This window comes from Chryseotalea sp. (assembly GCF_057350905.1).
Window position 1 is genome coordinate 1,103,726 of record NZ_JBMRCF010000001.1, and the last position, 13,000, is coordinate 1,116,725.

8 protein-coding genes are annotated in these 13,000 nt (G+C 42.5%); 3 read left to right on the plus strand and 5 right to left on the minus strand.

The window, feature by feature from the left end; translation table 11 throughout:
- Positions 1 to 495 precede the first annotated feature (495 nt).
- Together ACO1XM_RS04790 and ACO1XM_RS04795 are read left to right on the plus strand one after the other, a co-directional pair.
- Positions 496 to 2,289, plus strand: coding sequence for a WG repeat-containing protein (locus tag ACO1XM_RS04790; protein ID WP_486226360.1), 1,794 nt, complete (start codon positions 496 to 498; stop codon positions 2,287 to 2,289).
- 7 nt (positions 2,290 to 2,296) lie between these two features.
- On the plus strand, positions 2,297 to 2,908 hold the full coding sequence (locus ACO1XM_RS04795; RefSeq protein WP_486226362.1) for a DUF2306 domain-containing protein: 612 nt from the start codon (positions 2,297 to 2,299) through the stop codon (positions 2,906 to 2,908).
- A gap of 661 nt (positions 2,909 to 3,569) precedes the next feature.
- Here the strand turns inward: ACO1XM_RS04795 and ACO1XM_RS04800 are convergent.
- From ACO1XM_RS04800 to ACO1XM_RS04815, 4 genes are all read right to left on the minus strand, one after another.
- On the minus strand, positions 3,570 to 4,154 hold the full coding sequence (locus ACO1XM_RS04800; RefSeq protein ID WP_486226364.1) for a DUF1287 domain-containing protein: 585 nt from the start codon (positions 4,152 to 4,154) through the stop codon (positions 3,570 to 3,572).
- An 88-nt stretch (positions 4,155 to 4,242) separates the two neighbouring features.
- Positions 4,243 to 5,016: a hypothetical protein gene (locus ACO1XM_RS04805; protein WP_486226366.1), complete on the minus strand. Its 774-nt coding sequence runs from the start codon at positions 5,014 to 5,016 to the stop codon at positions 4,243 to 4,245.
- A gap of 281 nt (positions 5,017 to 5,297) precedes the next feature.
- Positions 5,298 to 6,038, minus strand: coding sequence for a response regulator transcription factor (locus tag ACO1XM_RS04810; protein WP_486226368.1), 741 nt, complete (start codon positions 6,036 to 6,038; stop codon positions 5,298 to 5,300).
- Positions 5,987 to 7,207: a sensor histidine kinase gene (locus ACO1XM_RS04815; protein WP_486226370.1), complete on the minus strand. Its 1,221-nt coding sequence runs from the start codon at positions 7,205 to 7,207 to the stop codon at positions 5,987 to 5,989. The genes ACO1XM_RS04810 and ACO1XM_RS04815 overlap by 52 nt, the downstream gene beginning before the upstream one ends.
- 292 nt (positions 7,208 to 7,499) lie before the next feature.
- On the opposite strand from ACO1XM_RS04815, the gene ACO1XM_RS04820 reads away from it, so the two are divergent.
- Positions 7,500 to 10,520 (plus strand): glycosyltransferase family 117 protein, encoded by a 3,021-nt coding sequence (locus ACO1XM_RS04820; RefSeq protein WP_486226372.1) that lies wholly within the window; start codon positions 7,500 to 7,502, stop codon positions 10,518 to 10,520.
- A 73-nt stretch (positions 10,521 to 10,593) separates the two neighbouring features.
- Here ACO1XM_RS04820 and ACO1XM_RS04825 read toward each other — a convergent pair whose 3' ends face one another.
- Complete coding sequence (locus tag ACO1XM_RS04825) at positions 10,594 to 12,990, minus strand: ABC transporter permease (RefSeq protein WP_486226374.1); 2,397 nt, start codon at positions 12,988 to 12,990, stop codon at positions 10,594 to 10,596.
- Positions 12,991 to 13,000 lie beyond the last annotated feature (10 nt).

A 13,000-nucleotide genomic window follows, 5' to 3' on the forward strand; every position in this document is an offset into this window, starting at 1 on the left:
TAGGTAACTTTTATGGATCTGCGTAAATATTGATGTTTAAGCCTAAGTAAAGCAACAACGAAGTCTATATGATGATTGTCAAAATTAGGAATTTAGAACCAATTCTACTTTATATAGACAATATCTTTTTCATGTACGAGCAACGCTCTTGTTCATGTACAACATCTGCAAATGTGTTCGAGCCAGGACACACCAAATAAATGCCGCCTAATGCAGGAAGGGTATTATTACCTAAAAGCAAAACATAATAAAGTGCTGGTTTACTGCATATTAATTGTACTCAATTCATATACTTTTGGCCATTTTGGCTTCATTTTACAACAACAGGCTTAAATCAGGCTGATGTGCTCTGTATCAGTACTTTATACCAAAAAAAGTAGTGCAATACTTAAACTACTTTACATCCTGCAAAACTTGCATCCACCCTAGGCCTCGCTCCTTTCTGTATGCGTATCTGCCAACAATTTTTTACCTTTAAATCTCAACCAACCTACCATGAAAACCCTCAACCGCAGCATAGGCATCTTATCCTTGCTCCTGCTTACCTTCTCAGCTTGTTCTATTCTTAAAAGCGAAGACCCTGAGAAAAACGTAAGAACATTTCTGTCTTCTTTTCAAGCGAGTCTTAGTAAATCGGATGAAGACATTCTCAGTCCCTTCCGTGTGGAGCAGTCGCGCGATGCCTTGCTTTCTGTCATCGGTATTCTGCAAAACAAAGATCCCTTTATTGTGTGTGAGTCGAACATGGCCAATGCCTCCATCAACATTGATCTGGAGGTGGTAACGGTGCAGATACCCGTTACTTTCCGGGTAAAAGATCTGGACTCGGCTGATAGTGCCAGCTTTACCTTAATGCTCTGGCTCAAGCCTGTGGGCGATAGCTTCACCATTACCTACATCAACGGTGAAGAATTTTACCAGGCCTTTCAGGAAATCAAAAACAGCAATCAGTGGGCCGCAGCAGAAGCCATGGCCGCCCTGGAACGCGAGCAAATTTATGAAACAGCCCGCAGCATGCGCGATAAGTATGACTCTGTGATCTGGTATGCCCAACATCAAGGCGACACTTACTTTTATGTGGTGAGTGGCTCCTGGGAGAATTTCTTTATGCAATACGATAAGCGCGATCAGCAAAACGTGAACACGCGAATGGGGCTGGCCGATGCCAGTGGTGAGTTGGTCATTCCTATCGACTACGATTTGATTGGTACGATCGGTTTTGAAACTGATGATCTGGTAGAAGTAAGCAGAGACGGTAAGTATGGCTATTACGATGTAGTCACCATGAAACAGGTGGTTGAACCGATCTATGATCTGATTATTCCCTACAACAGCGAAGGTGCCTGGGCACTGGTAAAACAAGATACTGTTTTCGGCTGGCTGGACGATGAATATACTTACACCCCTGGTTTTGTTTCTGAAACCATGAAGGAATGGTATAACAACTTTGAATATTTGAAACAGGAGATCAGGCTGGCACCGGGCAGTTATACTTTCTGTGAAATACCTTCGGCTGAATATGCAGGCAATGGAATCATCATTCCATCGTCTTATTTTTCAATCAACGATATCTTCCGCACCATTGAAGCGGGTATCAGCACTACAGAAGTTCCGATTAATGGATGGACGGAATACAAAGAAACAACAGGCACTTTTATTGAGCGCATCAGCAGTAACCTGCGTGCAGTCGTTACCACTATTAATGAACGCTACCTGGAAGGAAGAGAAGAATTTTACACCAGCAGCCGACTAACGCTGATTGATGATGAGCAAAACATACTCAGCACCTCCAGCATATCGGGCGAAGAAATAAGCCTGCACAGTATTGACAGTACCTTGCTGGAAGTGCGCACCCCGCACGACTATTGGTTTATGGAAAATGAAGCCAGTGACGAACAGAATTTAATCAGTCACAGTTATTTCTACATCTCGCCAGAGCGTAGCATTTCTAAATTAGAATCCAATCGCCTGTACCCACAAACAGAATTTGTAAAGCTGGACAGCTCTTACCTGATGGGAAGCTTCAGTGTCTGGAGCCACGAAACACAACAGATGGAAGAAAGGGATTTTCTATCGGTAAGAACCATTACGTATATGCGCGATGAAATACTGGCAGCGAATGGGTATCGTTCGGAAGAAGCCAAAGAGAATAATGCCTTTGGCTACGTGCAGGAAGGTGTTGCAGAAAGCAACTCCATAGAAGAAGCCGAAGCAGGCATGAGTGAGATCGATAAACATAACCTTGACTTCCTCAATAAAATACTAGCGCTCATGCAAACACAGGTGTAGGCATGGCATGAGTTTGTTTAAAAGGATTGCTTTCGCACTGTTGATCATTCTGGCCGTACCCCTGGCCATGAATGCATTGACTTACTTTAATTTTGATTCTACTTATGGCTTTTTGCAGCTGAAGGAAAAGGCCATTGCCACGGGCTGGTATTTGCCTGCCTACTACGCGCACGTGCTGGCAGCTGCTTTTATCTTGCTGATTGGTATTTTTCAATTACATCCGGCTTCGCGCAGGCGCTGGCCTGTCTGGCATCGCGCTTTTGGTAAAGTATATGTGGGTGGCATTCTGTTTTTCTCCGCACCGGGTGGTATGGTGATGAGCTTTTTCATTAACCGCGGGCCCTGGGTGCTCAGCAGTTTTATTGCGCAGTGCAGCTTGTGGTTTGTGTTTACTTATCTCGCTTACTATTACATACGCCAGGGCAATGTAAAGGCACATGAGCAATGGATGTTGCGCAGTTATGCCTTAACACTGGCGGCCATCACCCTGCGCATCTATGTATTTATCAGTTCGTGGTCGGTTGACTTGTCGCAACCCATGGCCTATGCGACCATTGCCTGGTTGAGCTGGGTACCGAATTTGTTGGTGTGCGAGCTGTGGATGAGGCGAAGGCGATGATTGAACGAGAACGTGTTATTCATATCATCGTGTTTTGCAGAGACGATGATTGGACGAGAAATAAGCATTGAGCTTATTTGTATGGTACCCGAAATGGGAGATGATACAAGACGGAATTATTGGTTCGTGAAGACACGAACCAAGGCGGGGGACGATACAAGACAAGTGTGTTATTGATTACTAAGGCGGGGCTCTGGTTGGACAAGATCGAATTTTCTATGCTTACTTACAGCATACTCAGGCAAGGCATTATGCTATCTTTGGTCTGGCAGGGAAGGCGCGGATAGCATACAGCCTTGAATGAGTATGCGAGGCCACGCGGCCTGAGAGCAAAAACTCGCTTATTACCAATCACCTGTGTATTCAAAGTTGCATGCACCAATCAATATACTGGAAAAGAGATTTAGCGAAGCCATTTTATTTTTTTGGTGAGGACACCAACCTAGGCATAGATCATTTAACAAGAACGTGCTATTCATCTCATCGTCCCTCGCGGAGACGATGATCGGACAAGAAATAAGCATTGAGCTTATTTGCATCGTCCCCGAAATGGGAGACGATACAAGACCAAATTAGAGACAGAGATGATTGGACGAGAATATGTTATTCATTTCATCGTCCCTCGCGGAGACGATGAAAGGACGAGAGGATGGCTTCATCTTTATTTCTCATATCGGTAATGCCCTATTATTTTATAGGTAAACAAACAATCTTCTAAAACCTGACCAGCACCGATGTTGTGCACAATCTGGTATCTTTTGCCATCTGTCGATTTTTTTGCAGATACGATACCGATATGCGTGATAGCCCCGCCTAAATTCCAGCAAACTACATCTCCCGGCAAGTAATCATTTGCATTTTGTGTGATGGGTTTAACGGTACCATGTCTAGTAAAAAAAGTCATGAGGTTGGGCACACGTCTATGATCAATATTTTTGTCGGTCTTGCTGAGTCCCCAATTTTTAGGATACTTACTAAAGTTACTGCGCATGTCTTCATGCACTTCTTTTTGCAAGTCAATATTCATTTTTCTGTAGGCCCTGATTACTACATCAGTACATACACCTTTATCTGCCGGTACATCACCATTCGGATAGGCCATGCTGAAATAAGCGGGATCGTATTGAACTGACTGATTTGTCAGGGTGAGCGCGGCTTCTGCCAGCTTATCGTAAAAACTAAGCTGAGCAAAAGCAGAATAAAAGGGAAGTAAGTAAAGAACAAAATTTAGCGCTGTCTTCTTCATACATTATCAAACGATTAATTCAATGATACAAGAGTCACGCAACATATCCGATTTTACTTTTAACTCGCTTTATTTGAGGTCGTCATTCTTATTTTTTATTGCCGAGCAGGTAATAGACAGGCATGGCACCCGAGGTTTTTCCAATCTCCCAGGTATAATGGGTATGGTTTTTAAGTGAGGCCACCATCTCCCGTAATTCCTTTTCTGAATATGTTCTGAGAATAGAGGCTATGCCATCCCATAAAATGTAAAGAGGGATTATTGGTAATACGTATATAAAGGGTAATACCTGCCATCTGACGGGCCTGATAAAGGGTGTAAGCAATAATACATTAAGCGGAACAAAGAGCATGGAGAAACAACTGCCAACATTTTTTCCTACGGGTTCAAAGATGGCTATTGGCGAATGGCTGTCGAGGGCATCTTGTAAAATACTGCGCGCTTCAGCTGGCTTGAAATGATGAAAGGCACCAAAAAGCGTTCTGAATTTCCCCTGCAGATGATCGGGTAAATGCATGGCATTAACGGATGCTGGCTCATAGGCAAACACCGTTGGTTCCGACTGTTGTGTGCGTTCAAAAGCTTTGATGTTGGGATAAAAATCAGTCAGCGTTATTGTAAGGTTAGGCACCTCTCCTTTCAATTCCTTCGCCAGGTTAATCAAGCCACTGCCACCACCCGAAGCGCAGTCTACCCAATGCTGCTGCCTGCTATTAGCAATACCACGCTTTATAAAAGGCAATACAGGTTTATATATATCAAATTTGGTTGCAATGAACCTCAAATAATCTGTTCCATAATCTCTCCAGCTCTTGGGAAACCATTGTAAATCTTCCCACTCTAAAGCATGTACTCTTTTCATTTGTTGAGGATATTATACCCAATATAAAAAGTCAACTGATGATAATAAAGACTTTAACTAAAATTAATCACAGCCGCTCCTTTAACGCTGGTGATTTTTTACAGGCTATGCTCACTGATACATTTAGCATGTCTGTTGTCATTTGGTATGTTGCTGCAACATCTGATGAAAATCGTTTTGTACGCTCCAATAATCTCCTGGATTATCTTTAGCGGCTTGTATCCCATGCTCCTCGAGGTAATCCAGGAAAGAGTGAATATTTTAAAAATGAAAATATAAAACTATTCCATTTTCAAGATATACCCCACACCCCTGATATTTTCTATCCTGAGTTGACTATCCGCCTGCAAGTACTTGCGCAGTTTAGAAATAAACACATCCATGCTGCGGGCAACAAAAAAGCCATCGTCTTCCCAAATGGATTTCAGAAAAACCTCACGTGCCACCAGCTTGCCGGCATGCCTGAAAAAAAGTTGTAAAAGCTTGCACTCCTTGTGTGTAAGGCGTGTAGTGCTTCCGTTGGCATTCAACAGCAAATTATGGATATCCAGGGTAGTGTTGGCAACGCTTAATATTGAATGCTTGTTGGTTACATCTGCACCATGACTTCTTTTTAAAATAGCCTCCAAGCGGTACTTAAATTCTTCAATGCTAAAAGGCTTGCACACATAATCATCAGCCCCGGACTGAAATCCACGGATGCGGTCTTCGATCTGACTTTTGGCTGTTAAAAATACAATGGGCACCTGCTGATTATATTTTCTGATTTCTGTTGCCAGTGAAATACCGTCTTGCTGCGGAAGCATGATGTCTAGAATACAAAGATCGAAACTATTGTTATGAAAGGCAGTCAGGCCCTTCTCACCACTGGTATATAAATTCACTTTCCAGCCATGGGCATCGAGCGAATCTTTTATCAGAAAGCCAAGGCTCTCATCGTCCTCGACTAGCATTATTTCGCGCTGCTTCATCAGTTGGGTAGCATTATTCTTACTTCTGTTCCCTGGTTCAGTTCGCTCCATAAATTTATATAACCTTTATGCGCGTGTATTACCTGTTTTACAAAGTTGAGTCCCAGGCCAAAGCCTTTTACATTATGTACATCACCAGAAGGCACCCTGAAAAACTTGTCGAACACTTTTTTGGTCATGGATGACTCCATGCCAATGCCCTTATCTACAACTTGAATTTCGAGGCCCTTGTTGGTATCCAGTGTCCGAATTACAATATTCGGTTGTTGTGGAGAATACTTCTCTGCGTTGTCAATTAAGTTAGCAAGTGCTTGCGATAATAAGGCATGGTCGCCTAAAATTTCGGGATTGCTTGCCCTAAGCTCTACCCGAATATTGCCATGGCGTTGATTCAGTTTGAATTGAAAGTTTTCCACACAATCTGTAATCAATTGGTGCAAGTTTAACTGCGCCAATGCAGGGCGTTTGAATTGCTCCACGGATGCACCCAATAAAACCTGATCTATTTTCTGTCGCAACTTTTCATTTTCCTTCATCAGGATATTAACATACAAGTGCACATCCTCTTGCGTTTTATGTTTCAGGATTTCCGCAGCGATGCCAATATTGGTTACAGGTGTTCTGAACTCATGCGTCATGTTGTTAATGAAATCGTTTTTAAGTTCCGAGAATTTTCTTTCCCGCAACAACGAAACGATGGCATAAGCAAAGAAGGCAACTAAAAGCAAAAGTATGGCGGTAGAAAAAATCCATATTTTCAGTTCTCCTGCCAGATAACTTCTTTTTCCCGGGAAGTAAATGGCTAAATTCTTAATGCCTCCGGCCTCAAGATATTTAGCGCCCTCTTTTAACACTTGCTGTCGTGTGGCACCTACATAATTTCCATACACAAGTGTGTCATCATCTGCATTATAAATACCTACTTCATAATCTAACGTAAGACTCCGCAATTGAAATTCATTTTTTACCAGTTGATCCACTTCTTCACTGTTGATTTCACTTTCAGTGGTTGCCAGAAAGAAGTTGGACGATAGTTTTTTAATTTCTGCATTTTCAGAAACCGAATCTGCCACTCGCTTTAATGCCATTTGTACGCTGTGATCAAACTGTTGCTCGGCCACATCAAAAGCCCTGTTGAACCAATACAATTGAACACTGAAGAGACAGATTAGTAAAAAGGTTCCCCCTATAATAATCCTTCGTAGGTGTGTACTTTTCATGAATGGTCGAATGTAGGTGGTGCTTATTAATCCTGTTTCAAATTGCAGATTTTATAGGCAGTGCCAAAAGAAATAGACCTTTAATTTTTATGGATCTGGTTTTTTAACACTTCGTTAACGTACAGACCCAATGCTTGGGGCTGAGGTATAGACCCAATGCTTGGGTCTGTACTAGAGACTCGAGCATCGAGCAAGAGACTCAAGCATCGAGTCTCTATATTAACACTTCTTTACACTTATTAACTATTCTCCCTGATGGATAGCCGTAGACTTGTACGCATATCCATCTATTATGTTTACTACCCGAAGTATTATTCTCTTTACTGTTTCAGGCTTACTCATTTTGATCGCTTACTTATGTATGGCTTTCGACCCGGAAGCGAATGGATTTGGTATCGCCACGCTTTGGGTGGCTCCTCCCCTGTTACTGCTAGGATTTTTCTTACCTGCTATTGCAATTATGGGCAGTCATGGTATTTCCATGTTAAAAAATTTTCGAACTACATGGTACAAAAGAACAAACATCCTGGGCTTACTGGTTTTCACCTTTGCTTTTCTTACCTACCTGATTACCCTGGAACCAACGGCTAGTCTATGGGACTGCGCTGAGTTTATTGCTTCAGCCTACAAACTGCAAGTGCCACATACGCCTGGTACACCCCTTTCTCTATTGTTTGGGCGACTATTCTCTATGCTGGCCACCGATGTGCAACAAGTAGCCTGGTATGTAAATGCCATGAGTGCCTTCTTCTCTGCTTTGTCTGTTTTTATGGTCTATCATATTATCATTCATTTTGGCAAAAAACTATTGACGCCACAGCAGGATGGTCAACCTGGTCTTTTACTGGTAGCCGCCCTTTGTGGAAGTTTGTGTCTTGCTTTTTCTGATACTTTCTGGTACACAGCTGTGGAAGCGGAAACGTATGGTATCGCCTGTTTCTTTCTTTTACTGCTTGTCTGGATCATGCTACAAGCCGCAGACAGCGAAGCATCCGTCCGTTCGCGCCTGTTTATACTATTGGCGTATTTGAGTGGCCTTGCTTACTGCATTCATCCCATGTGTCTGCTTGTACTGCCGATACTTCCCTTGTTATGGAGTACAAAACACAATGAAATGAAACTCTTCCCTGTACTGTTTAGGGTATTGATGGGCTTGCTGCTTGTATTTATCATCAATCGCTTTGTAGCCATTGGCATTTTTGGTCTTGCCTTTACTTTCGATCGCCTGGCGGTTAACACACTGCATTTACCTTTTTACAGTGGAGCCTTGATTTTATTACTTCTTCTTTTCATTGGATTTTATTTCCTCCTGAAAAGGTTTGCCAGCTATAAGATGTACACATGGGCCTCACTTTTTCTCTTGCTGGGTTTTCTGCCTTATCTCATGTTGTTCATCAGGTCTAATCAAAACCCGCCCATTGATGAAACCAATCCTGAAGACTTGTATCAGATAAAAGCCTATATGAACCGGGAGTCTTATCCTTCAAGCCCCTTGCTGTATGGTCCGTACTTTGATGCCCAAATCGAAAAAGTAAACGCAACACATAAAGCTTATTACAAAGACAGTCACCACTACAAAATAGCAGGAAGTCGCGCTGATTATGAATTTGAAAAATCGAGGCAGACAATATTACCCCGTTTATACAGCCGAGATGCCAACCATATTGAAGCATATCGTCAATGGCTAGGCATGAAACCAGGTGAAAAACCTGATTTTGTTCATAACATAAAATTCATGCTCAGCTATCAGCTTGGTCATATGTATATGCGCTACTTGCTATGGAATTTTGCTGGCAGGGAAAGTGATGTACAAGATAGTGCCTGGCTTAAGCCCTGGGATAGACTTAGTAAGGGCCACTTTGAGCGTGCCCGTAATCAATACTGGATGATCCCCCTAATACTGGGGCTTATCGGAGCCTGGGTGCAATTTCAAAAGGATAAAAAGGGATTTACTGTCAACCTCGTTTTCTTTCTCTGCACTGGTTTGATATTGGCGCTCTATCTCAACTCACCCCCTATTGAACCAAGGGAGCGAGACTACATCTACGTTGCTTCTTACATCGCTTTTGCCATTTGGGTGGGTTTGGGGCTATTGTCAATCGCGTTACTATTCAACAAATCACACAGTACTCAAATACTCATTGCCAGCATCAGTTTATTACTTCCTGCCTGGATGTGTTATCAGAATTATGATGACCACAACCGCGCTGGCAGAACCTTTCAGATTGATTATGCCAAAGCCATGCTGAATACCTGTGCACCTAATGCTATACTCTTTACCGGAGGTGACAATGATACTTTTCCGCTTTGGTATTTACAGGAGGTTGAAGGCTTTCGCACTGATGTTCGTGTGGTTGTATTAAGTTATTTCAATACAGACTGGTACATCAATCAACTCCGTAAACAATATTACACTTCAGCGCCTTTACAACTCACCCTCACCGAAAAAGATTATCGGCAATACGGACCAAATGATGTGCTTTACATTGATGATAAAATCAAGCAGGGCATTGATGTACAGCAATACCTCAAACTCCTTAGTGATGAACATTCTGCATTAAAGAGAGTGGGTTATAATGAAGAAGCCTATCACATCGTACCAACACGCTTGTTAAAACTAAAAATACCATATGATCCTGCGGCAACCTTATCATTTAACCTCAGCGGTAATTATCTGGAGAAAAATGCGCTGGCCATACTCGACCTGATCGTAAGCAATGACTGGAAAAGACCGTTTTACTTTAATGTAAGCTCCATGAATAGTCTGGGAATCGATCTCCAACCTTACCTGGAGCAAGAAGGGCTGCTCTACCGGCTTACCACTATGAGAAGTGAAGAGGGTTTGGCTGTAAATACCGACCTGACTTATAAAAATCTTGTGGAAAAAAGTAACTTCTCTAATCTGGCTGATGAGTCAGTACACTTTAACTATGAAGATTATCATGCACGCATGATCGTGCCGCTGCGACAAGCTTTTAATTCACTGGCAGAAGCTTATGTTCTGGCAGGCAATAAAGATAAAGCAGCGGAGGTGATCAAAGCATCACTGGAAAAATTACACCATCCGCACTTACTTCCTGCATACACGGATCTGTATACAGCAGAATTACTGATTGAACTTGATAACACCATACTCGCCAAAAGTGTAACAGAAGATTTGTTCAATTTTTACTACAGCCAGACAAAGCAAAATCTTTCAGAAAACAAAACTGTTACGCGCCTGGATCGGTATATGCTCACACAAGCTGCTACACTCATGCAAAGTCTTGGGGACTCCACTTATGCTGAAAAAGTTAACAACCTGGGATTGTAAAGGACATCAAAAAAAAGGATTGTACAGTAAGTCTGCACAATCCTTTCAATGTATCTAATGCGTACAAACTTTTTTACTCTGACCGTAATGATTGTATCGGATTTCTGCGTGCTGAGCGCAATGTGTGATAACCAATCGTGACCAATGCGATGCTTAGAGCCAGCAAACCACCCAGTATAAAAATAAGGGGATTAATAGTAATACGGTATGCAAAGCCATTCAACCATTGCAAGAGCAGCCAATAGGTTAACGGGCTGGCCAACACAAACGAAATGGCAATGAGCACGGCAAAACTTTGCGACAACATTAAAGTGAGTTGTGCCTCTGAGGCACCAAGGACTTTTCGTATACCAATTTCTTTTGTTTTTCGGGTAGTCGTAATGGCTGCTAAACCAAAAAGCCCCATACATGAAATCAGAATAGCCAGTCCCGCCATAATCGTAACCACAGCACTCATTTGTTTATCTGACCGGTAGAGGTTTTCAAAATGTGCATCCAGAAAAGAATAATCAAAGGGATAAGAAACATGCTCCTCCCAGGTCTTCTTGATAAATGCAATCGCTTCTTCTGTGTGGGCTTCATCAATCTTCACCGACATCTCATCATAGCCCCACTCCGGGTGTACCGACATTTGCAAGGTGTTAATTTTATAATGCAGTGAATTGAAATTAAAATCTTTTGCCACACCGATAATTGTTCCCAGTGTATCGTTATGGTACCAGCCCATTCCGGCTGGTGTACCAATAATTTCTTTGATGCCCAGCTCTTTCGCAAAAGCTTCATTGATAATAAAAGCGAAGTCTTTATCTGTGCTGCGGTCTTTCGAAAACTTTCTGCCCTCTTTCAATTGTATACCATACACATCAAGGTACTCGTAATCAACATTTACGTTAGAGGGGGTAATGGAGAACACACCTGTATCCCCTTTTACTTTGAATGATGTCTGATGAAAATTTTCTCCTAAGCGCTGACCGCTGGCTGTTACACCTAAAATATAAGGGCTGCGCTTCAGCTCCGTCCGCATCACTTCAAATTTTTCATTGGCTTCACCATTCATGTCTATCAGCATCATTTGGTCTTTATTGAAACCCAGGTCTTTGGTTTTCATGAAAGAGAGTTGTTGCACCACAATAAAAGTGCTTACAATCATAGCCAAGGCCAGGCCAAATTGCACCACCACTAAACCAGATCTGAATACTGACTTGCTGTTTGATGCAGCATCGCCTCCTTTTAATACACGTGATACATTAAAGGATGTCATGTACACCGATGGATAAATGCCTGTAATGGCACCCAGCACTACAGTAGCCAGTAATACATAGGTGATGTTTTGTACTTCAAACAATGGCAGCAAGGAGAGTTGACGGTTAATTGCATTATTGATGAGCGGAAGTAATAATAGATCGATACAAAAAGCCAAGACCAATGCCAAGGTGGCCAGCACTGTTGATTCAAAAATGAATTGCATAAACAGTTGCCCCTTTTTTGCGCCCGCAGTTTTGCGCACACCAATTTCTTTCCAACGGTGCGATGACCTGGCCGTGCTCAGGTTCATGAAATTAACGCAGGCAATCAGGATGATAAAGAAACCAACAATAGCAAATACGTCCAGGTACTTGCCATTGAATTTGCGGTAGTTGTTGTAATCGTGTTCTATGTCTGTCGATGCCAAATGTACATCTTTCAATTGTTGCAGGAAGAGCACATAGTAGGTATTAATCTGCGGATCGTCCATGTGCCGTCTTAAGAAAGCAGGAAACTTTTCTTCCAATGCCTTTACATCTGTACCACTGTGCAATACCAGATATGTATTTAAAAAGTTGCTTCCCCAACGATCATTAAAAGCCTTGTTCTCGCTGGTCAAGGTAGTCATGGAGACGAGTGCATCAAACTGCATGTGCGAGTTCTCCGGAATATTTTCCAGAATACCGGTCACTTTATATTCCTTGTCCCGAAAAGTCAGGGACTTACCCACAGCCTCATCAATGCTATTAAAAAATTTCAAAGCCGTTTCCTCAGTCAGCATCATGGAGTAAGGCTCATCCAGCGCGGTAGATTTGTCGCCAATGCGTACAGCAAAATCAAACATCTCCAGAAAAGTACTGTCAACCGTGGCCAGGTTGGGTAATAGAAATTTTTTGTCGTTATCTCCCACCAATTGTTTTGGCCTGCACATAAAGCGCGTGTACATGGCCACTTCAGGAAACTCCTTCTGCAAATTAGGCCCCATGCCCGGCATACTCAGCGCGACCTTTTGCACATTGGTACCTGTAAAATTCTGCACCTCGTCCAGGCGGTAAATAACTTCCTTCTTGGTGTGAAAAGCATCGAAGCTTTGTTCATCCCGAATAAAGAGATAAATAACCAAACAGGCAGCCAGACCTATGGCCAGACTAAATATGTTAATGAATGCATAGAGCGGACTCTGGCGGATGTTTCGCAGGGCAATCAACAAGTAGTTTCTGATCATAAGGTGCTTA

Excerpts from the sequence above, each read along its gene's own strand:
- ACO1XM_RS04790 (WP_486226360.1), top strand. The coding sequence starts at position 496 with ATGAAAACCCTCAACCGCAGCATAGGCATCTTATCCTTGCTCCTGCTT.
- ACO1XM_RS04795 (WP_486226362.1), top strand. The coding sequence starts at position 2,297 with ATGAGTTTGTTTAAAAGGATTGCTTTCGCACTGTTGATCATTCTGGCC.
- ACO1XM_RS04800 (WP_486226364.1), bottom strand. The coding sequence starts at position 4,154 with ATGAAGAAGACAGCGCTAAATTTTGTTCTTTACTTACTTCCCTTTTAT.
- ACO1XM_RS04805 (WP_486226366.1), bottom strand. The coding sequence starts at position 5,016 with ATGAAAAGAGTACATGCTTTAGAGTGGGAAGATTTACAATGGTTTCCC.
- ACO1XM_RS04810 (WP_486226368.1), bottom strand. The coding sequence starts at position 6,038 with ATGGAGCGAACTGAACCAGGGAACAGAAGTAAGAATAATGCTACCCAA.
- ACO1XM_RS04815 (WP_486226370.1), bottom strand. The coding sequence starts at position 7,207 with ATGAAAAGTACACACCTACGAAGGATTATTATAGGGGGAACCTTTTTA.
- ACO1XM_RS04820 (WP_486226372.1), top strand. The coding sequence starts at position 7,500 with ATGTTTACTACCCGAAGTATTATTCTCTTTACTGTTTCAGGCTTACTC.
- ACO1XM_RS04825 (WP_486226374.1), bottom strand. The coding sequence starts at position 12,990 with ATGATCAGAAACTACTTGTTGATTGCCCTGCGAAACATCCGCCAGAGT.